This window comes from Dactylosporangium aurantiacum, from assembly GCF_000716715.1.
Lineage (GTDB): Bacteria > Actinomycetota > Actinomycetes > Mycobacteriales > Micromonosporaceae > Dactylosporangium > Dactylosporangium aurantiacum.
This window is the reverse complement of sequence record NZ_JNYJ01000015.1, coordinates 93995-114517: the sequence shown is the minus strand read 5'-3', so window position 1 is coordinate 114517 and position 20523 is coordinate 93995. Positions and strand designations below refer to the sequence as shown.

Annotated in this window: 17 protein-coding genes; 8 read left to right on the top strand and 9 right to left on the bottom strand. The window is 74.8% G+C overall.

Annotated elements, in window-relative coordinates:
- Window positions 1–65: 65 nt before the first annotated feature.
- From OP18_RS19025 to OP18_RS19010, 4 genes are all read left to right on the top strand, one after another.
- A complete protein-coding gene (locus OP18_RS19025; RefSeq protein WP_033360272.1) occupies window positions 66–1412 on the top strand; it encodes an AMP-binding protein in 1347 nt (448 codons plus the stop codon).
- 46 nt (window positions 1413–1458) lie between these two features.
- On the top strand, window positions 1459–1890 hold the full coding sequence (locus OP18_RS19020) for a cold shock domain-containing protein (RefSeq protein ID WP_245635444.1): 432 nt from the start codon (window positions 1459–1461) through the stop codon (window positions 1888–1890).
- A 1-nt stretch (window position 1891) separates the two neighbouring features.
- Complete coding sequence (locus OP18_RS19015; RefSeq protein WP_033360271.1) at window positions 1892–2872, top strand: SDR family oxidoreductase; 981 nt, start codon at window positions 1892–1894, stop codon at window positions 2870–2872.
- Between the two features lie 67 nt (window positions 2873–2939).
- The gene (locus OP18_RS19010) at window positions 2940–4031 is read left to right on the top strand and encodes a phosphotransferase family protein (RefSeq protein ID WP_033360270.1); all 1092 of its coding nucleotides are present in this window, start codon (window positions 2940–2942) and stop codon (window positions 4029–4031) included.
- A gap of 68 nt (window positions 4032–4099) precedes the next feature.
- Here the strand turns inward: OP18_RS19010 and OP18_RS19005 are convergent, their stop codons facing one another.
- From OP18_RS19005 to OP18_RS18995, 3 genes are all read right to left on the bottom strand, one after another.
- Entirely contained in the window at window positions 4100–6121 is a 2022-nt protein-coding gene (locus OP18_RS19005) for a cell wall-binding repeat-containing protein (RefSeq protein ID WP_162189806.1), read from the bottom strand.
- 74 nt (window positions 6122–6195) lie between these two features.
- Window positions 6196–7515 carry a sensor histidine kinase gene (locus OP18_RS19000; RefSeq protein WP_033360268.1) on the bottom strand — a complete coding sequence of 440 codons (1320 nt, stop codon included), beginning with the start codon at window positions 7513–7515 and terminating at the stop codon, window positions 6196–6198.
- Window positions 7512–8225, bottom strand: a complete 714-nt coding sequence (locus OP18_RS18995) for a response regulator transcription factor (RefSeq protein WP_033360267.1) — start codon at window positions 8223–8225, stop codon at window positions 7512–7514. The genes OP18_RS19000 and OP18_RS18995 overlap by 4 nt, the downstream gene beginning before the upstream one ends.
- A gap of 284 nt (window positions 8226–8509) precedes the next feature.
- Here OP18_RS18995 and OP18_RS18990 point away from each other — a divergent pair, with 284 nt between their 5' ends.
- From OP18_RS18990 to OP18_RS18980, 3 genes are all read left to right on the top strand, one after another.
- Window positions 8510–9088: a hypothetical protein gene (locus OP18_RS18990; RefSeq protein ID WP_033360266.1), complete on the top strand. Its 579-nt coding sequence runs from the start codon at window positions 8510–8512 to the stop codon at window positions 9086–9088.
- A gap of 365 nt (window positions 9089–9453) precedes the next feature.
- A complete protein-coding gene (locus OP18_RS52725) occupies window positions 9454–10353 on the top strand; it encodes a DUF305 domain-containing protein (RefSeq protein ID WP_052386946.1) in 900 nt (299 codons plus the stop codon).
- A 150-nt stretch (window positions 10354–10503) separates the two neighbouring features.
- Window positions 10504–12120, top strand: coding sequence for a cellulase family glycosylhydrolase (locus OP18_RS18980; protein ID WP_389251877.1), 1617 nt, complete (start codon window positions 10504–10506; stop codon window positions 12118–12120).
- Between the two features lie 57 nt (window positions 12121–12177).
- On the opposite strand, the gene OP18_RS18975 is transcribed toward OP18_RS18980, so the two are convergent.
- From OP18_RS18975 to OP18_RS18960, 4 genes are all read right to left on the bottom strand, one after another.
- Entirely contained in the window at window positions 12178–12774 is a 597-nt protein-coding gene (locus OP18_RS18975; protein ID WP_033360265.1) for a TetR family transcriptional regulator, read from the bottom strand.
- Window positions 12775–12784: 10 nt separating this feature from the next.
- Window positions 12785–14932, bottom strand: coding sequence for a YhgE/Pip domain-containing protein (locus OP18_RS18970; RefSeq protein WP_033360264.1), 2148 nt, complete (start codon window positions 14930–14932; stop codon window positions 12785–12787).
- Window positions 14929–15501 (bottom strand): ATP-binding cassette domain-containing protein, encoded by a 573-nt coding sequence (locus OP18_RS18965; protein WP_245635438.1) that lies wholly within the window; start codon window positions 15499–15501, stop codon window positions 14929–14931. Before OP18_RS18965 ends, OP18_RS18970 begins: the two co-directional genes overlap by 4 nt.
- A 334-nt stretch (window positions 15502–15835) precedes the next feature.
- Complete coding sequence (locus tag OP18_RS18960; RefSeq protein ID WP_033360263.1) at window positions 15836–16735, bottom strand: LysR family transcriptional regulator; 900 nt, start codon at window positions 16733–16735, stop codon at window positions 15836–15838.
- Window positions 16736–16806: 71 nt separating this feature from the next.
- Between OP18_RS18960 and OP18_RS18955 the strand changes: the two genes are divergently transcribed.
- On the top strand, window positions 16807–18030 hold the full coding sequence (locus tag OP18_RS18955; RefSeq protein WP_156089617.1) for an MFS transporter: 1224 nt from the start codon (window positions 16807–16809) through the stop codon (window positions 18028–18030).
- Here the strand turns inward: OP18_RS18955 and OP18_RS18950 are convergent.
- Window positions 18005–18646, bottom strand: coding sequence for a DUF305 domain-containing protein (locus OP18_RS18950; protein WP_156089616.1), 642 nt, complete (start codon window positions 18644–18646; stop codon window positions 18005–18007). The two genes, OP18_RS18955 and OP18_RS18950, sit on opposite strands and share 26 nt — an antisense overlap.
- 914 nt (window positions 18647–19560) lie before the next feature.
- A complete protein-coding gene (locus tag OP18_RS18945) occupies window positions 19561–20448 on the bottom strand; it encodes an aminoglycoside phosphotransferase family protein (protein WP_033360351.1) in 888 nt (295 codons plus the stop codon).
- Window positions 20449–20523 lie beyond the last annotated feature (75 nt).

The following is a 20523-nucleotide window of genomic DNA, read 5'->3' as shown; positions in this document are numbered from 1 at the left end:
CAGTGTTAACGCTCACAAAAGGAGGTGTCAAGGAGGTTGCAGGTCACGAATGGGAGGATGTCTGCATGCGCCTGCTCGCCGGCACCACCGGTCCGGGATCCGCCGACCGGCCCGACGCCGTGACCGTCGCGGGTCGGGCACTGTCCACCGAAGCGCTGCTGGGTGCGGCGCTCGCCGTCGCCGGTGACGTCCGCGGCGCGGCCGCCGTCGCCGTGGACGCGACCCCGTCGCTGGAGACCGTCGTGGCGGTCGTGGGCGGCCTGCTCGCCGGCGCCGCGGTGGTGCCGGTGCCGTCCGACGCCGGCCCCGCCGAACGCGACCACATCCTGCGCGACTCGGGCGCCGAGCTGGTCCTGGGCCCCGGCGCGACCCCGGTCGACGTGACCCGCCGCGGCGGCGGCACGCTTCCCGCGCCGGCCCCCGGCGATGCGGCGCTCATCATGTACACCTCCGGCACCACCGGCGCGCCGAAGGGCGTCGTGCACACGCACGGGTCGCTGGAGGCCGGCGTCGACGCGGTCGCCGAGGCGTGGGACTGGACCGCCGGGGACCGTCTGGTGCACGGGCTGCCGCTGTTCCACGTGCACGGGCTCGTCCTCGGGGTGCTCGGTGCGCTGCGGGCCGGCTCGCCGCTGGTACACACGGCGAAACCACACCCCGAGCGCTACGCGGCCGCCGGCGGGACCCTCTACTTCGGGGTGCCGACCGTCTGGTCCCGCATCTGTGCGCAGCCCTCGGCCGCCCGGGCGCTGTCCCGCGCGCGGCTGCTCGTGTCCGGCAGCGCCGCGCTGCCCGTGCCGGTCTTCGAGCGGCTGTACGCGCTGACCGGGCACCGGCCCGTCGAGCGCTACGGCATGACCGAGACCCTGATCACGATCAGCAGCCGCGCCGACGGCCCCCGCCGCCCGGGCCACGTCGGCTTCCCCGTGCAGGGCGTGCAGACCCGCGTCGACGCCGAGGACGGCGGCATCGGCGAGCTGTGGGTGCGCGGCCCGATGTTGCTGCGAGGGTACGTGCACCAGCCCGCCGACCTCGTCGACGGCTGGTTCCGTACCGGCGACATCGCCCGCAAGGACCCCGACGGCTGGCACCGCATCGTCGGGCGGGCCTCGACCGACCTGATCAAGTCCGGCGGCTACCGCATCGGGGCCGGCGAGGTCGAGGACGCGCTGCTGGCCCACCCGGCGGTCCGCGAGGCGGCCGTCATCGGCACCCCGCACGCCGACCTCGGCGAGGCCGTCACCGCCTACGTCGTGGTCTCCGCCGGCGTCGGCGAACACGAGCTGCAGGACTTCGTCGCCCGTCACCTGTCCGTGCACAAACGCCCACGCGTCGTGCACCTCGTCGACGCACTGCCCCGCAACGCCATGGGCAAGGTGCAGAAGAAGCGACTCGGTGGTCCTATGCTCTGAGTGCCGGCCCAGCGGACGCCGGACGGTTCGATGGCTGGTGGTGGTCGTGGTGGAGACAGGAAGAATCCTGCGGTTCGACGAGGTGCGCGGATACGGGTTCATCGCCCCCAACGCGGGCGGCGAGGACGTGTTCGTCCATGCCAACGACTTCGGCGACCAGCGGCACCTCGTGCACCCCGGCATGCGCGTCGAGTACGAGGTCGAGGAGGGCGAGCGCGGCCTGAAGGTCGCCACCGTGCGCATCCTGGACGCCCCGGCCCGCCGCGAGCACGCCCGCCCCAGCCGCCCCGTGCACGACGACGACGCCGAGCCCGGCGAGGACGACGGCCTCTGCGACGTGCTGAGCAGTCGCGAGTTCTCCGCCGAGGTGACGGAGCTGCTCATCCAGCACGTCCCGTCGCTGACCGGCAGCCAGATCGCGCAGGCCCGCCAGCACCTGGTGAGCTTCGCACGTACGCACGGATGGGTGGAGAGCTGATTTGAAGGTCCTGTTCATCGGCGGCAGCGGCATCATCAGCTCCGCCTGCTCCGAGCTGGCCGTGCGGCGCGGTATCGACCTGCACGTGCTCAACCGGGGCACCAGCACCACCCGCCCGCTCCCCGACGGCGTCACGGTCCTGCGCGGCGACATCCGCGACCCCGACTCGGCCCGCGCCGCCCTGGCCGGCCACACCTTCGACGCCGTCGTGGACTGGGTCGCCTTCACCACCGACCACGTGCGGGCGGACATCGAGCTGTTCCGCGGCCGCACCGGGCAGTACGTGTTCATCAGCTCCGCCTCGGCGTACCAGACCCCGCCGGCCCGGCTGCCCGTCACCGAGTCCTCGCCGCTGCGCAACCCGTTCTGGCAGTACAGCCGCGACAAGATCGCCTGCGAGGACCTGCTCGTGCGGCAGTACCGCGACGAGGGCTTCCCCGCCACGATCGTGCGCCCGTCGCACACGTACGACCGGACCCTCGTGCCGTTCGACGGCGGCTGGACCGCCCTGGCCCGCATGCGCCAGGGCCGGGAGGTCGTCATCCACGGTGACGGCACCTCCCTGTGGACCCTCACCCACCACGAGGACTTCGCCAAGGGCTTCGTGCCGCTGCTCGGCCACCCCCGCGCCGTCGGCGACGTCTTCCAGATCACCAGCGACGACGTCCTGACCTGGAACCAGATCGCCGAGCACCTGGCCGCCGCCCTGGGCGTGCAGGCCAGGCTCGTGCACGTGCCCTCCGACGCGATCGCCGCCGCCGACCCCGAGTGGGGCGCCGGCCTCCTCGGCGACAAGGCCCACTCGATGGTCTTCGACAACAGCAAGCTGCGCGCCCTCGTCCCGGACTACGTCGCCACCATCCCGTTCCACGTGGGGGCGCGCGAGATCGTGGCGTGGTTCGACGAGGACCCGTCGCGCCAGGTCGTCGACGAACGCCTCGACAAGGTGATGGACGACCTGGTCGCCCGCTACCGCGTCTGACGACTCCCGCGGACCGGCGGAGCGGGCCGTCCGCCGGACCCGCGGCGCCTCGTGATCGGAGGACGGGATGGACGCGCTCGCGGCGGCCGGGCGGGCGATCGGGCGCGACCTGACACCGGTGGAGGAGCTGAAACGCAACGACCGCGCCCAGGTGCTGCGGGCCAGGGCGGACGGCGGCCCGGTCACGGTCATCGTCAAGACCTACGCGACCGGCTACGCCGAACGGTGGGCCCGTGAGTCGGCCGCGCTGACCGTGCTGCGGGGGCGGGGACTGCCCGTGCCGGAGCTGCTGGCCGTCGCCGACGATCCGATGCTGGTCGTGCTGGCCGACGCCGGCAGGGGCGGCAGCCTGGCCGACGCGTTCCTGGGCCGCGACGCGGCCGCCGCGGACGGCACGCTGGGCTCCTGGGCGGACGCGCTCGCGTCGCTGCACTCCGCCACCGCCGGCGACGCGGCACTGTTCGCCACGGCGCTCGGCGCGGCCCGCGTCGCGGGGTCCGGCGAGGGTCCCGCCGCCGACCCGATGCCGGGCCTGCTGGGCACCGCCGCGGACCTGCTCGCCACGCACCTGCCCGCCCTCGGGGTCACCCCGGGCGGGCGCGCGCTCGCGCGGCTGCGTTCGATGGCGGACGAGCTGAGCCCGGACGCCACCGCGCTCACCCCGGCCGACGCGTGCCCGGACAACAACCTGGCGACGCCATCGGGGCTGCTGCTGCTGCTCGACTTCGAACAGGCGGCGTTCCGGCACGTCGCCTGGGACGCGGCGTACCTGCTGGTGCCCTGGCCGACCTGCTGGTGCTCGTGGGGACTGCCGGACGTGGCGGCCGGCGCGGCACTGGCCCGCTGGCGCGGCGCGGTCGCCCCCAGCATCCCGGCGGCGGCGGCCCCCGCGTTCGAGCGGGACCTCGACATCGCGGTCGTGGCATGGTCGCTGCTCTCCGGCGCGTTCTTCCTCGCCGGCGTCCTCGATCGGGACGACACCCCGGGCGGTCCCGCCTTCAGCCCTTCCCGGCGCACGGTCATCCGGCACCGCATGGCGCTCGCCGCCCGCCGCCGGGCGGCCGCACCCGACCTCGCCGACCTGGCCGAGGAGGTGCTGACCGCCACCGCCCGGCACTGGGGCGAGCTGCCGTTGGCAATGGCACCCGCGTACCGCTGAGGCACCGGACGTGCCGGCGTTCGACGGTCGCGCGCGCCCGTAGCCGTCCATTGTGGACGGCCTGACGGTCAGGCCCGGCGGGGTTCCTGGCGCTTGATGCCCGGGATCTCCGGCGTCGTGTCCCGCACGCGGGCGGGCCGGGCGGTGAGCGACCTCGCCAGCGCCGGAGAGTAGGTCTCGGTGTACTGGTCGTACCGGTACTGACCGGGCAGCGAGATCGCCTCGCCCAGCGGTTCGACGAGCGAATCCTTCAACGCGAGCACGCCGCCGAGGAGGGTGGCGTACTTCAGGGACGCGGCGTTGCGGGCGAAGTAGTCGCGGGTCTGCGGGCTGAGCGCGCCCGGGGTGGACAGCAGCAGCGGACCGGAGCTGGCACCGACCATCGCACCGCCGGTGAGGGCGTCGTACCAGGTCGTCGCGGTGGCCACGGCGGCCATGCGGGGGCCGTCGAAGAAGAAGTCGGCGACGGCGACCGCGGTCTCGAACTCGGTGGCGCCGTACACCGGCCAGTACCAGAAGCTCTTCGGCCACGACGGCAGCTTGCCGGCCTTGGACGCGTTGAGCAGGGCGCGCACGCCGGGACCGCCGACGCCGATCATCCGGGAGCCGGTGTCCGGGTCCGGGTTGAGCGAGTTCAGGTACGCGGCGGTCGCGGCCGGCATGGTGTCGCCGGCGGTGAGCACGATGACGGTGCCGGGGTTGGCACCGGCGGCGGCGCCCGCGGCGAGCGCGTCGTAGTACTGCAGCGAGGTCGCGATGATGACCGCGGTCGGATGCGGCTCGATCTCCTTCGCGATGGCGATGGCGGTGTCGTACTCGGTGGCGCCCGACAGCCGCACGACCGTGTAGCCGAGGCTCTTCACCTGGCTCTCGACCTTGGCCGACAGCGCGACGGTGCCGCCGAGCAGGTACACCGTGCCGCCCGGGGCGAGGATGCGCTGCATCTCGGCCCTGGTCGAGGCGTGCAGCCCGCCGGGCGGCGTGATCAGCAGCGGGGCCTGCCGGCGCACCGCGAGGGCCGAACCGCCGAGCGCGTCGAGGTACACGTCGTCGCGGGACAGCACCACGGCCTGGGCCTGCGGGCGGATGCCGTCCTCGACGCCGTGGTCGGCCCAGTTGTACCGCGACGTGGCCACGGCGGTGTCCAGCGCGGTCGCGCCCCAGACCCGCTCGACGACGTTCTGGGTCACCGGCTGCCACTCCGCGTTCGTGGCCATCTCGACGACGGTGACGACGGCTTTCGTGGCCAGGTCGATGCGTTTGATCGTCGGGTTGCCGTGGTAGCTGGTGAAGAGGATGGCGTCGCCCTGCGGGGACCAGGCCGGCTCCCGGTTCATGCCGCCGCCCTCGTTGTCCTTGGTGGTCAGCTGTACCTGGTTGCCGCCGTCGGCATCGGCGAGCCAGATCTCGCTGCCGCCGCCCGAATCGCTGCGCACGAACGCGATCCGGCCGCTGTCCGGCGAGAAGTCGGCACCCCAGCCGTTCTCGATGATCTTGGTGACGACGCCGTACTTCTCGAACCGGTAGATGTCGGAGTTCGCGTAGTCGTTCCAGGCGTGATGCTCGAAGACGATCGTGCCGTCGCCCGCGGCCGCGGCGCCCATGCTGTGCTTGCCGTCACCGGGCGTGCCGAGGAACGGCTCACCGAACGACCAGTTGCCGCCGGAACTGGTGACGAACAGCGTGTCGTTGCCGTTGTCGAACATCCGGTAGACCACGTACCGGCCGCCGTAGACGTAGATCGGGTCCTCGCCGCCGGGGGCGACGCTGTTCGGGACCAGCTCGAAGAAGTCGCTGCCGTCGGCCCGCACGGACAGCGGGCAGTGGTGGCCGCCGTAGACGTACCGGCTGCCGTCGGGGGACCAGTTGCCGGTGGTGCCGCTCTGGGGCGCGACGAACGGGCGGGCATCGGTGCCGTCGGCGTTGGCGATCCAGACCCCACCGGCCGCCAGGTTGCGATACGTGATCTTCCCGGCCTGGCCCGGCAGCGACGCGCGGGCGGGCCGCTGCGAGCCCGCCGCGGCTGCGGAGGCGGTCGCCGCGGCGACGGCGCCGAGCATGGCTGAGCGGCGCGTGAGCTTGAAGGACACGGTTCCTCCCCCGGAAATGATCTCCGGGAGCATACGGAATACCCGTGACGACTGACAGGGCCGAACGGACGGCTTCAGCGCACGACGCGGCGCTGGGGGCGGGGTGGTGGGGCGGTGGCGGCCTGCGGCTCCAGGACGATGGCGACCCGGGCGCCGCGCAGCGGGCTGCGCTCCACGACGAGGCGGCCGCCGGCGGTCTCCGCGACGCGGCGCACGATGTCCAGGCCGAGGCCGGTGGAGCCGGCGCCGCTGGAGCCGCGGCGCAGAGCCTTGGCCGGGTCGGCGATGCCGGGGCCGGCGTCGTCGACGGTGAGGCCGCGCGGGGAGACGTACACCTCGAAGCCGGTGCCCTCCGGGGTGTGCTGGAAGACGTTGCCGAGCATGCAGTCGACGGCCGAGACGAGGTCGGACTCGGCGACCGGCACCCACACCGGCTCCTGGCCGCCGACGACGCGCCAGGGGCGTTGTTGGTCCTCGGCGAGCACCGACCAGAACGCGAGCCGGTCGGCGACGACCTCGACCAGGTCGGCGCTCTCGGGCACGCGGTCGGCCGCCGAGCGGCGGGCCGTGGTGATGATCTGCTCGATCTCGTCGTCGAGGGCGTCGAACGCCTGCCGCATGCGCTCGCCGATCGGGCCCGGCGGCATCGCGTCGGCGTCGAGGCGCAGCGCGGTCAGCGGGGTGCGCAGCCGGTGCGACAGGTCCGCGGCGAGCTCGCGTTCGGCGTCGGCGAAGGCCACCATCTGGTCCGCCATGCGGTTGAAGCTGCGGGCCGCGTCACGCAGCTCGGGCGGGCCGTCCGGCTCGACCCGGGCGTGCAGGTCGCCGTCGCCGAACGCCCGCGCGCCGTCGGCGAGGCGTTTCGTGGAGCGCACGATCTGCGCGCCGAGCCGGTCCGCGACGAGCGTCGAGCCGCCGACGAGGACGACGGCCAGGCCGGCGAGGGCGAGCCAGGCCGCGCCGACACCGCGGCTGAGGTCGGCGTCGGAGACGTACACCTCCACGACGGCGGTGCGGTCACCGTCCAGCACCACGGTCTGCAGGTACGCCACGCCGCCGGGTGCCGGCACGGTCAGTGACCGGCCCTGTGCGGCGGCCCGCTCGACGTCCGGGACCGGTGCGTGGCTGGTCCCCACGGTCGGCTCGCCCAGCAGGTGCACGGCGAGCCGCCCGCTCTGCCCGGCGGGCACGGTGGCCACCGCCCGGTCCAGGGCGCCCGACCCGTTGCCGGACGCGGAGGCGAGCGCGGCGACCATCGCGTCGGCCTGGTAGCGCGCCTCCGCCAGGGCCCGGTCGTGCGCGATCTCCTTGGTCACGTACGCCAGCGGCACGAGGAACGCCAGCGCGATCATCGAGGTGATCGCGAACGACAGGCGCATGAGCGCGTTTCTCATGGCTGTGCGGGGGGCTGCGCCGGGTCGACGAGCATGACCCCGACACCGCGGAAGGTGCGCAGGTACCGCGGTGCCGTCGCGCTCTCGCCGAGCTTGCGGCGCAGCCACGACACGTGCACGTCGATGGTCTGGTCCTCGCCGGAGCTGTCCGGCCGCTGCCACACCTCGGTGAGCAGCTCCCGGCGGCTGACCACCCGCCCGGCCCGCTGCGCCAGGTACGCCAACAGGTCGAACTCCTTCTTCGTCAGCTGCAGCGGCTGCCCGCCGATGGACGCGAAGCGCTGCTGCGGGTTGACGTGCAGCGCACCGACCGTCACGCCGGCGGGGGCCGCGGCGGGCCCGTGGGTGCCCTGCCCGCGGCGCAGGACCGCGTTGATCCGCGCCGACATCTGCGCGCTGGAGAACGGCTTCGTCACGTAGTCGTCGGCGCCGGCGTCGAGCAGCCGGATGATGTCGCGTTCGGAACGCCGGGCGGTGGCGACGATGACGGGGGCGTTGGAGATGCCGCGCAGCATCCGCAGCACGTCCAGGCCGTCCATGTCGGGCAGCCCGAGGTCGAGGATGACCAGGTCCGGCGGGTCGGTCGCGATGACCCGCAGCGCCGACCCGGCGTTGCCGACCGGGCGCACGACGTGACCGGCGTCGGTCAACGCCCGGGACAGGGCGCCGGAGACGGCGACATCGTCCTCGACGAGCAGGATCAACGGCATGGCAACACGGTAACCGCCGGGATTGCCGCCGGGGCGGCGCGGGTGAGGTCCGAGGGTGAGAGCATCTACGTCGTGCGGGTAAGACGGCCAGCGCAGCGGAGGTGACGACGTGAGCGGCCAGCGCAGCGGCTCGGGCCGCGAACCATCGGCTCAGGTGTGTGGCTCGCGGCGGCGCCGGAGCGCAGCGGAGGTGACGACGTGAGCGGCCAGCGCAGCGGCTCGGGCCGCGAACCATGGCTCAGTTATGGCTCACGGCGGCGCCGGAGCGCAGCGGAGGTGACGGCGTGAGACGGGCGGCGGTGCCGGTGCTGCTGTGGTGCCTGGCGACCGCGGCGAGCATCGCCGTGGCGTCGCTGGCGCTGCGCCCCGTGCTGCGCACGGCGGTGCCGTCGGACTCGCTGCCGGTCCCGGCCGCGGAGGCGCGCGGGCCCGGCGACCTGATCCCGCAGCCCGGCCTGCCCTCGCTGCCGTCCTCGCCCGCCGGGTCCTCCCCCGCGGCGAGCCCGTCGGCGGCCGCGCCGCGCACGTCGGCGGCGGCGCCACCACCCAGCGCGAAGGTCACCACCGCGGCCCCGGCCCGCGTCGTGGACGGCTGGACGGTGACGACCGGCGGCGACGGGGTCGACACGTACCTGCGCTCGTTTCGCTCCGAGGGCGGCGACGCGGTCATCCGCATCCGCGACGGCGTCGTCTCCGTCGTCACCGCGACGCCCCGTGACGGCTACTCAGTGTCCCGGGCGCAGACCGAGCCGACCCGCCTCGTCGTGCAGTTCATCTCCGCCGGCGGTGACGCCGCGTATCTCGTCGACGCCATGTGGTGGCAGGGCGCCCCGCACGGCACCGTGACCCGGATCGGCGCCTAGGGCCAGGTCCCAGCTGCGGCACAGATCGGCGAAAGGTGTTATCGGCGGCCGCGGAAAAACGTCAGGGCCGCCTGCGGGAATCTTAAAGTTCGTCTAATGCGCCGTGCAGGTCCGGACGCTTACCGTCGATGCGTGACCACCGCCCGGACGGTCGCGGGACCGCCCCCCGTCACCATGCTGCCGCTCCCCCACGGGGCGCGCAGCGCGGGCGTCGTGCGCACGGGTTCCCTTGGGGGTCAACCGCCCCACGGGGACCGCACCGCGGCTGCGCCCAGCGCCGCGGCGTCGTCGGCCGGGGCCGCCACCCCGTCCGCGGCGGACGGCGTCGCTCGGGCTGCCTGCGCCGCCCGAGGGGGTGGGCCGCGATGAGCGACGACAAGCCGGCCGCCACCGCCGAAACGCCGATCGAGACCCGGGAATCCGCCGAGACGTCGAAGGTCACCGAGATGCCCGAGACCACCGAGACCGTCGAGACCACCGAGACATCGGAGGCGACCGGGACGACAGAGGCGACCGGGACGCCGGAGACCGCGGCAGCGGCCACGGAACCGGCACCGGGCCAGACCCAGCCGCCCGCCAAGCCCCGCCGCAACGTCAAGCAGCGCAGCGAGGACCCTCCGTCGACGGCCGAGGCGACGGTGACGGACGGCGACGACGACGAGGAGGAGGAGCGCGGCCGGGATGTGTGGCGGCGGGTCGGCGCGGTCGCGATCGTGCTCGTCGCCGCGTTCGCCGTCGTCGTGCTGTGGGCCCGGCCGGCGCACGAGCCGGCGCCGCCCGCCGCGACCGGGGCGCAGGGCACGTCCGCGCCGCCGGCGGTCACGGTGCTCAACCCGACCGACATCGCGTACCTGCAGCTGATGATCTCGCTGGACACCAGCGCGGCGCAGCTGTTCGACCACATCATCGCCAGCGGCGATCCCGTGCTGGGGCCGATCGCCCGTACCGGCGCGGAAGGCCACAGGACCGAGCTCGCCGCGCTGCGCAGGGCGCTCAGTGACGGCGGGGCCGTCGAGGACTCCAGCATCCACGCGGGTCACGACCTGCCGGGCATGGTCGTCGACGCGGACATGGCCGCGATCCGGGCGCTGCCCCCGGCGCAGCAGCCGGCGAAGGCCCTCGAGGTGCTGCGCGACCACCTGACCGGCACGACCGCGCTGTGCGGCTCGGAGGCGAAGAACGGCGCGGACCCGGCGACGAAGGCCGCCGCCCAGCAGGTGCTCGACGCGCACAGCGCGCTCCTCGCGCAGCTGCCGGCGATGTAACTTTCGCCCGCAACAAGCGGTTGACCTGCGCGGATGCGCAACATCACGGCGGACGGTGGCCCGCGCCACAGCCCGCTCCTAGCGTCGGCTCGCACTCGCCGCCGCGCCACCGAAATCCACCGGCGGTCGCAGTGCACCGACAGGAGGGGTGTGGTGAGAAGACTTTGGGCCGCCGTCGCGGCCACCAGCTTGGCCGCGGTCGGCGCGGTCGCCGTGATCGGGCTCAACACGGCCGAGGCGGCCGTCAGCGGCACCGGCACGGGCTACCTCAGCACGCGCGGCAACCAGATCATCGACGCCGGCGGCAACCCGGTGCGGTTGACCGGCATCAACTGGTTCGGCATGGAGACCGACAACAAGACGTTCCACGGGCTGTGGGCCAGGCCATGGCGCGACCACATCGACCAGATGGCGAGCCTCGGCTACAACACGCTGCGCGTGCCGTACTCCGATGACGCCCTGAAGCCCGGCGCGACCGCCAACAGCGTCGACGGCTACACCAACCCGGACCTGCAGGGCCTGTCGCCGCTGCAGATCCTGGACAAGGTCGTCGCGTACGCCGGCACCAAGGGCATGCGCATCCTGCTGGACCGGCACCGCCCGACCAGCGCCGGCCAGAGCGCGCTGTGGTACGTCTCGGCAACGCCCGAGTCGACCTGGATCAGCAACTGGCGCTCGCTCGCCCAGCACTACGCGAACAACCCGACCGTCATCGGCGCGGACCTGCACAACGAGCCGCACGCCGACGGTACCGACCCCAACGGCACCGGCTCGTGCTGGGGCTGCGGCGACGTGAACCGGGACTGGCGGCTGGCGGCCGAGCGGGCCGGCAACGCGATCCTCGAGGTGAACCCGAACTGGCTCATCGTCGTGGAGGGCGTCAGCTGCCCGAGCGGCGGCAACGCCAACGCCTGGGACAACATCCCCGACGAGCCGTGCGGCTGGTGGGGCGGCAACCTGTCCAAGGCCGGGCAGTACCCGGTCCGGCTGAACAAGCCGAACAAGCTGGTCTACTCGGCGCACGAGTACGCCAACTCGGTGTACCACCAGGCGTGGTTCGACGACCCGTCGTTCCCGAACAACCTGCCCGCGATCTGGGACCAGTTCTGGGGCTACATCGAGAAGCAGAACATCGCGCCGGTCCTGGTCGGCGAGTTCGGCTCGACGCTGCAGAACCCGCAGGACGTCCTGTGGCTCAAGAAGCTCATGGAGTACATGGGCACCGGCGTCACCGGCATGGACTTCACGTACTGGTCGTGGAACCCGAACTCCGGTGACACGGGCGGCATCGTCGGCGACGACTGGAAGACCGTCAACCAGCAGAAGCAGTCGATCCTGCAGCCGTACCTGATCCCGCCGTCCGGCGGGACCAACCCGACCGGCTCGGCCTCGGTGTCGACCTCGGTGTCGGTGTCCGCTTCGGTCTCGACGTCCCCGTCGGGCAACACGGGCACCCACTCCTGCACCGCGACCGTGAAGATCGACAACTCGTGGCAGGGCGGCTACCAGGCGGCGGTCACGGTGAAGAACACCGGCAGCTCGGCCGCGAACCCGTTCTCCATCACCTGGACCGTGCCGTCCGGGGTGACGCTGAGCAGCGGCTGGAACGCCACCGTCACGCAGTCCGGCACGACCATCACCGCGGCCGGTCCGACCTGGGCACCGTCCCTGGCGGCGGGCGCGTCGGTGACGATCGGGTACACCGCGAACGGCCCGTCCTCGCCGGCGCCGAGCGCGGTCAAGCTCAACGGCACCGCCTGCTCGTAAACGCACACAGGGGGGAAGGCGCGCCCCGCGGGGGATCCACCGCGGGGCGCGCCGCTGTCAGACGCCGACGCGTGCGCGGATGACCGTGATCAGCGCGTCCTGCACGTCGGCGAGGGACCGGTCCGGTTCGAACACCAGCCAGTCGACGGCCACCACGAGGCAGACCCCGAACAGGGCGGCGGCCGCCATCCGTACGTCCAGCGCCGGGTCGAACTGGCCCTCCCGCACGCCGCGGCGCAGCACGTCGGCGATGACGTCGACGGCCTCGCTGCGCAGCAGCTGCAGCGTCTGGTGCCACTCGCGGTTGGTGCGCCACATCTCCGACAGCAGCAGCTGGGCGAAGGAGCGGTGCCGCTCGATGTACGCCAGCTCCGCCCGGATCAGCGCCAGCACCGCCTCCGGCGGCGCGACGCCCTCGACGGCGGCCCGGAAGTCGGCGGTGAGCAGCCCGACGCCGTGCCGCAGCAGCTGCTCGAACAGCGCGTTCTTCGACGGGAAGTTGTAGTAGACGGTGCCCTTGGCGACGCCGGCGCGCAGGGCGATGTCCTCGACGGTCGTGGCTGAGAACCCGTGCTCGGCGATGAGCTCCATCGCCGCGTCGTACAGCCGCTGCCGGGTGTCGGTGCGCCGGCGCGTTCGGCCGTCCTCAGCCACGTACCCCCCTCTACATCACCAGGTCCGGATGGAGCTTCGACGGCGTCAGCCGGCGCCCGCGCCAGGCGGCGAGGGTCGTCAGCGCGAACGCCGCGGCGGCGAACCCGGCCAGGACCAGGGCCCCGGTGACGACCGTACCGCCCGGCCCGCCGTTGACGAGGTGCCGGACCCCGGACACGACGTAGGTCATCGGCAGGAACGGGTGCACCGCCTGCAGCACGCCCGGGGTGGTCTGCACCGGGTACGTGCCGCCGGACGACGTGAGCTGCAGCATGAGCACGGCGAGCGCGGCGAGGCGGCCGGCCGCGCCGAGGCGGGCGCCGAACCACTGCACGATGGCGGTGAACGCGACCGCGGTGAGGCACAGGAACCCGTACATGGCCACGGGGTGCGCGGGGTGCAGGCCGAGCGCGAAGCGCACCACCAGGAACAGCGCCGTCGCCTGGACCACGCCGACGATGAGGCCAGGCAGCCAGCCGGCGAGGGCCGCGCGGTGGGCGGGCGCGCCGGAGACGAGGTGCCGGCGGGTCAGCGGCCGCAGCACCATGTAGCTGATCATCGCGCCGACCCAGAGGGCCAGGCCGAGGAAGTACGGCGCGAACCCGGCGCCGTACGTGGCGGCGGGGTGCTCGGTGTCGCGCCGCAGGGCGACGGGGTCGCCGAGGACGCCGGCGCGTTCGGCGCGGGTGTCGGGGTCGTAGCCGGGGATCTTCGCCGCGCCGTCGGCCAGGCCGCGGGCCAGCGTGCTGGCGCCGTCGGCGAGCTCGCCGAGCCCGCCGGCGAGCCGGTGCCCGCCGTCGGAGAGCGCGCCGAGCCCGTCGTCGAGCTGGCGGGCGCCGGTGGAGAGCCGGAACAGCCCGCCGGACAGGTCGCGGGCGCCGTCGCGGGCCTCGCCGGTGCCGGCGTGCAGCCTGGCGGCGCCCTCGGCGAGCCGGTTGAGCCCGTCGGCGAGCTGGTCGACCTGGGCGCGGGCGGCGGCGACGTCGTCGGCGAGGTGCGGTGCGGCGGCCGCGACCTGCCGGGCGAGCTTCGACGCACGGTCCAGGTCGGCGCGCACGGCGGCGAGGTCGCCGGTCTCCAGGCGGGTCTGGACCGCCCGGGCCGCGGTGACGGCGGCGTCCGCGGCGGCGACGGCCGCGCGGTACTCGGCGCTGTCGGTGATCTGCGGGTACCGCCGCCCGAGCTGCTCCAGGGACGCCCGGGTCGCGCCGGCCCGCTGCGTCGCGGTGGTGGCCAGGGCGGGCAGCGCGTCGAGGTGCTCGCGCAGCAGGTCGGCGCCGTCGGCGATGCTGGTCGCGGCCGCCTCGATCAGCGCGGCGTTGTCGCGCAGCGCCGGCTCGACCTTCCCGGCCGCGGCGTCGACCTTCCCGGCCAGCAGCTGCCCACCGGCGGCGGCCTGCGCGGTGCCGTCGGCGAGCTGCGCGGCGCCCTGGTCGAGGGCGACGAGCCCGTCGTACAGCTGCCGGGAGCCCTTGGTGGCCTCGTCGAGGCCGGCGGCGAGGTCACCGGCGCCGGTGCCGGCCCGGTCGAGGCCGGCGGCGAGGTCACCGGCGCCCGCCCCGGCCTGCCCGGCGCCACCGGCGATCCGGCCGGCGGCGTCGGCGGCCTGCGCGGTCTGCGACTTGAGGTCGGTGAAGCCGATGAGCATCCGGTCGAAGTAGCCACCGGCGACGGAGGCGGCGGCGCTGGCCCGAACCTCGGTGAAGACACTGCGGGACAGCTGGCCGGTGAGGTAGTTGGTGGCGTCGTCGTTGACCACGAGCAGCCGCCCGCCGGTCGGGTCGCGGTCCGGGTCGGGCGGGGTGACCAGCGACGCGGAGAAGTCGGCCGGGATCTCGAAGAGGATCTGGAACCGCCCGTCGGCGAGGCCCTCCCGGGCGGCCGCCTCGGTGGTCTGCTGCCAGCCGAACACGTCGCGGCGCAGCAGCCGGGCGGTGAGGTCGTCGCCGGCGTGCAGGGTGCTGCCGTCGGCGGCGGTCGCGGGCCGGTCGGCGTTGACCACGGCGACCGGGATGTGGCGCATGTTGCCGTACGGGTCCCAGAACGCCCACAGGTACAGCGCCCCGTACAGCAGCGGGATCAGCGCCAGGACGGCGAGCGCGGCGACGGTGATCGGCGCGCGGGTGAAGCGGCGCAGCTCGAACAGCGCGAGTCTCATCGGTGGCCCTCCAGGGCGTAGGTGCGGCCCGGGCCGCTGTCGCGGGCGGCGGCGATGACGGCGATCCCGTCGGCGTTGAGGGCCTCGAGGGCCTCGTCGAGGGCCGCCCGCTCCCGCGCGGACAGCCCGGTGTCGACGTCGTCGACGACGACGGCCGCGGGGCCGGCCATCCCGGCGAGGGTCAGGCCGAGCAGGTGCCGGCCGAGGGCGTCGAGGTCCCGGCCGAGCAGGCCCGGGTCCAGGGGCAGGTCGGGGACGGCCCGGCGGCGCCGGCGGCCCAGCAGGATGCGCCGCTCCTCGACGTGCTCGGCGACGGTCAGCGCCGGCTCTGGCTCGTGCACGCCCGGGACGTGCCCGAGCGCGACGACGCCGCGCCGCTGGACGGTGCCGGCGCTGGTGCTGAAGCAGCCGGCCAGGGCGAGCAGCAGCGACGTGCGCCCGCTGCCGGCCGGGCCGGTGACGGTGAGCCGCTCCCCCGGCGCGACGTCCAGGTCGACGTCGCGGAACACCCAGCCGCGCCGGGTCCGGGCGCCGAGCCCGCGGGCTGTCACCACCGCATCACTGGTCACGCTGTGCTCCCTGATTTGAACTGACCAGTCAGTCTAAAAACATGGGCACGCGGGGATGCAATCGGCGCGCGGTCGATGTGCCGGACCTCACCACCCGGCGGGGCGGGGGCGGATCACACCCGGAGGCCGGCCACCAGGGTCCGCACCTCGTGCGACCTGCGGGCCGGCTCGGCCGACGTGCGCCGCGACTCGGCCACGCCCTCCGTGGTGACCCGCGCGGCGGAGGCGCGGCCACCTCGTTGGCGTTCCGCGAGATCTCCCGGATCGACAGGCTCAGCTCCTGCGAGCACCCGCGGCCCGTTCGGCCCGAGCCCGGCGAACCCGAGAAAACCGGTTATCCGGGCATTTCGACCCGGTAGGCGTCGACCAGGTCGAGCAGCGCCCGGACCGCCGCGCTGGGCCGGCGCGCGGAGCCGGTCGCCACCCCGAACGTCCAGCGCAGCCGCGCCCCGGCGACGGGCAGCACGCGCACGCCGGGCGCCGCCCCGGCGGCCGCGAACCGCGGGATGAGGGCGACGCCGAGGCCGTTGCGCACGTAGTGGGCGACGGTGGCGATGTCGGCGACCTCCAACGCGACCCGCCGCCGCAGGCCCGCGGCGGCGAAGCCCCGGTCGACCTCGTTGCGGTTGCCGTACCCGGGTGGCGAGTCGACGAACGGCTCGTCGGCCAGGTCCTCGAGGGTCACCGCGTCCAGGCCGGCGAGCGGGTGCCCGGCCGGCAGCACCGCGAGGATCGGCTCGGCCGCCAGGACCCGCAGCGACAGTCCCGCCGGCGGCCGGCCGGCCAGCGACAGGAACGCGACGTCCAGCTCACCCTCCAGCAGCGACCTGGCCAGGCCCGCCGAGCCCGACGGGGCGGCCCGCAGCCGCAGGTCGACGGCCGGATGCTCGGCGCGGAAGTGCCCGAGCAGCCCCGGCAGGTCGACGAACCCGACCGAGATCAGCGTGCCGATGCGCAGCGTGCCCCGCAGCCCGCCCCGGACCTCGTCGACCACGTCCCGGGCGGCCTGGGCGGCGTCGATCGTGGCCCGGGCCGCCGGCAGCAGCGCCGTGCCGGCGTCGGTGAGCGCGACCCGCTGCGAGGTGCGCTCGAACAGCGGCACGCCCAGCTCCCGCTCCAGCGACCGGATCGCGGCCGAGACGCCGGACTGCACCACCCGCAGCCGCGCCGCCGCACGGGAGAAGTTGCGCTCCTCGGCGACCGTCACGAAGTACACCAGATGCCGCAGCTCCATCACGATTGATGATAGACATCAGCACGAACATTCGTCGCCGGTGCTGCTTCCCACCCGGCACAGTCGAGGACATGACCAGCGTGCTGACCCGCCCCGCGCCACGTCCGCAGGACGACCGCTCCGCCCGGCACGAGCGGGGGTTCTGGACGATCGCGGCCGCGTTCGCGGTGTCCCTGGCGTTCACCGTCGTGCCGACCCCGCTGTGGGCGATCTACCAGCGCCACGACGGCTACTCGACGATCGCGGTCACGGTGGCCTTCGCCGCGTACGCGGTCGGGGTCATCGTCAGCCTCTTCCTCGCCGGGCACCTGTCGGACCGCTGGGGCCGGCGGCGGGTGCTGCTGCCGGCCATCCTGCTCGAGGCGGCCGCCGCGGCCCTCTTCCTGACCTCCACGTCGCTCGGCGTGGTGATCGTCGCCCGGGTCCTGTCCGGCCTCGGCGTCGGCATGCTCACCGCGACCGCCACCGCGCACCTGTCGGAGCTGCACGCCGCCGCCCGTCCGGGCGCCGGCCGGAGCCGCGCCGACCTGGTGGCGACGGTGGCGAACCTCGGCGGCTTCGCGTTCGGCCCGCTCGCGGCCGGCCTGCTCGCCCAGTACGTCACGGCTCCGCTGCGCACCTCCTACGCCGTGTTCCTGGTGCTGCTGCTGGCGGCGGCCGCCGCGGTCGCCCGGGTCCCCGAGACCGTCACCGTGCGGCCACAGCGGCAGCGGTACCGCCCGCAGCGCGTCGCCGTGCCCGCCGCGGCCCGCCCCCGGTACTTCGCCGCCGGCGGTGGCGCGTTCGCCGCGCTGTCGGTGCTGGGGCTGTTCACGTCGCTCGCGCCGGCGTTCGTCGCCGGTACCCTGCACCACCCGTCCCGGGCCCTGGCCGGGCTGGTCGCCTCGATGGTGTTCGCCAGCGGCGCGGTCGCGCAGGTGCTGCTGCGCCGCGAGCCGGTCCGCCGCCAGGTGGCCGGCGGCCTGATCCTGATGACCGCGGGCCTGCTCACCCTGACCGCCGGGGTGTGGGCGGCGAGCCTGCCGGTGTTCCTGCTCGGCGGCGCGGTCGCCGGCGGCGGCGCGGGCGCGCTGCTCAAGGGTGCCGTGTCCACGGTGGTCGACCTGGCGCCCCCGGCCACCCGCGGCGAGGCCCTCGCCGGGGTGTTCCTCGGCGGGTACCTGGGGCTGGCCGTGCCGGTCCTCGGCCTGGGCGTGGCGACGCAGTACCTGCCGGCGAAGGTGGCGCTGCTCGGCTTCGCCGCCGCCGTGATCCTGGTGATCGGCGCGGTCAGCCGCCGCCTGCTGCGCCGCTAGCACCGGCCGGCAGGGCGGCCAGGCCGGCGCTGCGGGACTCCACGACCTGCCGGGCGAGGTCCTTCACCGACGCGCTGGTGCCGTTGCTCAGCTCCGAACGGGCCAGGCTCGCCAGCTGGTCGAGGTGCTCCCGCAGGCACGCGGCGGCCTTCCGGTCGAACTCCGCGCCCGCGGCCGCACCGATCCCGGCGAGGGTGTCGGCGTCGACCAGCCCCGGCATCCGGTGCCCGGCGTGCGGGTTCGCGCTGTCCAGGCCGGCCCTCGCCCGCAGCGCTCTGAGCTGCTCGATCTCGCTGGCGTACCGGGGGCGCAGCTGCGCGGCGAGCCGGGTCAGCGCGGGGTCGGCCGAGCGCTGCGCCACCAGGTCGAGCACGGGCAGCAGCTGCTCGTCCATCGGGATCATCAGCTGCACCCAGGCGATGTCGGTGCCGCCGAAGTCACCGGCGGTATTGCCGGTCGCGGCGGGGTTGCCCGGCGCGGCGGGTGGCGGGCCCGGGTCCGCCGGGCGTGCGGCACAGCCGGCGGCTGCGGCGGCGGCTGTAGCGAGGATGACGGCGGCCGCGAGCTGCGCCATCCTGGGGAGCCGCCTGGCGGGGCGGCGAGGTCTGTCGGGCACGGCTGCTGGCTCCTTCCGAGGGCACGTCCGGGTCGTGCCGTGCGGCGCTCCGGTCGTGCCGTGCGGCGCTCCGGTCGTGCCGTGCGGCGCCACGGTCCCGCAGTTGCGGCGGTCAGGGCGCCCAGAGCCCTCGGCGACCACCGCAACTGCGGCATCGGTGCACGGGACGGCCGCGGCCGCGATCGCCCCGCCGGCGGCGACCCCAACCTGGTCGCCGTCGGTACCTCCCGGCGGAGCCCCCGGACTTGTCCGGACGCCGTACCCGGCCGGCACCGCGGGCACGGTCCGCGGGCCGCGTCGAGCGGCCTCGGCGGACCCCGCGCCCGTCGGACGATCGTTTCGAGCAGCCCCCGCCTGGACGACCAACCCGAACGGCCGGTCCTACGGCGTCGGTCGGGTGACCCAGCCAACCCCCGTCGACCCGCGCGCGGATCGTGTGGCCGTCCACCCCGGCGCTGCTCCCCACCGGCACCCGACCCGGTTGGAGAGCGCTCTCCGTAAGGGAAGTTTCCCGCTCGCCCCCGCAGGTGTCAACACCCTCCCCGCCCCCGCCGCCCAGTTGACGAACCGCGCCGCAACGGGCAGACTCTCCCCGTCTGGGAGAGCGCTCTCCGAGCTGCACCGCCCCTCACCGTTCCGCCACCCGGCGCCTTCAGCCAGCGCCGTCGGGCCGGCCGCCGCGAGACTGCCGGCGCGCGTCACTGACTCCAGGTCGCGGCGCGCGCCGGTTCGCGCTGCCGGCCGCCCGCCATTTCCGCAGTCCGCGCCCACCGTCACGCGCCACCGCGCGCCACCACACCGCCCGTCATACGGCGGCCGCCGCGCACACAGGCCGCCATACGCATGCATCGCTACGGACGGGCCGCCGGGCGTGACGTCGAGGTGTCGCCGGCCGGGTCACCCTGGGTGGTGGTTCAGTCCGGAAGCAGCACCTGTTCCAAGGTGTGCGCGCCGATCGCCGCCATCGCCGGGTTGTCCGCGGAGCTGGCCGCGATCGCGGCGCCGATGCTCAGCGCCCATCCTCTCGCCCGCTGCCACGTCGCCGGATCCACCGGGACGAGCGCGGACAGCGCCGCACGGAACGCGGCGCGGGCGGGTGGGTCGAACACGGTCCAGGCGGCCGCGAGGTCGGTGGCGGGGTCGCCGGCGGTGAGGTCGCCGAAGTCGATGAGGGCGGCGAGGCGCCCGTCGTCGCCGACGAGGAGGTTCGCCGGGTGCGGGTCGGCGTGCAGCCACACCGGCGGGCCCGTCCAGGGCGGCGCGGCCAGGGCCTCCGACCAGACCCGGTGCAGCCCCGCCGGGTCCGGGGAGGCGAGGGTGGCGAGGCGGTCCCGCACCGCGGCCGCCCGGGCGGCCAAAGGCACCCCGCGGAACGCGTTGTCCGGCGCGGACGGCGGCGCCGGGACGTGCAGGGAGGCGAAGCACCGGGCGAGGTCGGCGGCGAAGGCACCGCGCCGCGCCACCGGCACCGTACCGGCGGGGTGGCCGGGCAGCCACGAGTTGATGCTCCACGGCCACGGGTACGCCCCGGCCGGCGCGCCCACCGCCACCGGGACCGGCACGGGCACCGGCAGCAGGGCCGCCAGCCGCGGCAGCCACCGCTGCTCGTTGACCAGCAGCGGCACCGCGACGGCGCGCCGGGGCAGGCGCACCGACCACGACGCGCCGAGCCGGAACACGGCGTTGTCCCAGCCGTTGGCGACCAGGCGCACCGGCCCGGCGTAGGTCGGATGCTGTGTCCGTACCAGCGACGACACCATCGACGCCGTGACCACCACCTCGGCGGGCGGGGTCGTGCTCACACCGTCACCTCCGCTGCGCTCCGGCGCCGCCGCGAGCCACACCTGAGCCCACGGATCGCGGCCCGAGCCGCTGCG

Coding starts and splice junctions, on each gene's coding strand:
- OP18_RS18955 (WP_156089617.1), top strand. CDS start 16,807: ATGACCAGCGTGCTGACCCGCCCCGCGCCACGTCCGCAGGACGACCGC.
- OP18_RS52725 (WP_052386946.1), top strand. CDS start 9,454: ATGAGCGACGACAAGCCGGCCGCCACCGCCGAAACGCCGATCGAGACC.
- OP18_RS19010 (WP_033360270.1), top strand. CDS start 2,940: ATGGACGCGCTCGCGGCGGCCGGGCGGGCGATCGGGCGCGACCTGACA.
- OP18_RS18995 (WP_033360267.1), bottom strand. CDS start 8,225: ATGCCGTTGATCCTGCTCGTCGAGGACGATGTCGCCGTCTCCGGCGCC.
- OP18_RS19025 (WP_033360272.1), top strand. CDS start 66: ATGCGCCTGCTCGCCGGCACCACCGGTCCGGGATCCGCCGACCGGCCC.
- OP18_RS18960 (WP_033360263.1), bottom strand. CDS start 16,735: ATGGAGCTGCGGCATCTGGTGTACTTCGTGACGGTCGCCGAGGAGCGC.
- OP18_RS19000 (WP_033360268.1), bottom strand. CDS start 7,515: ATGAGAAACGCGCTCATGCGCCTGTCGTTCGCGATCACCTCGATGATC.
- OP18_RS18970 (WP_033360264.1), bottom strand. CDS start 14,932: ATGAGACTCGCGCTGTTCGAGCTGCGCCGCTTCACCCGCGCGCCGATC.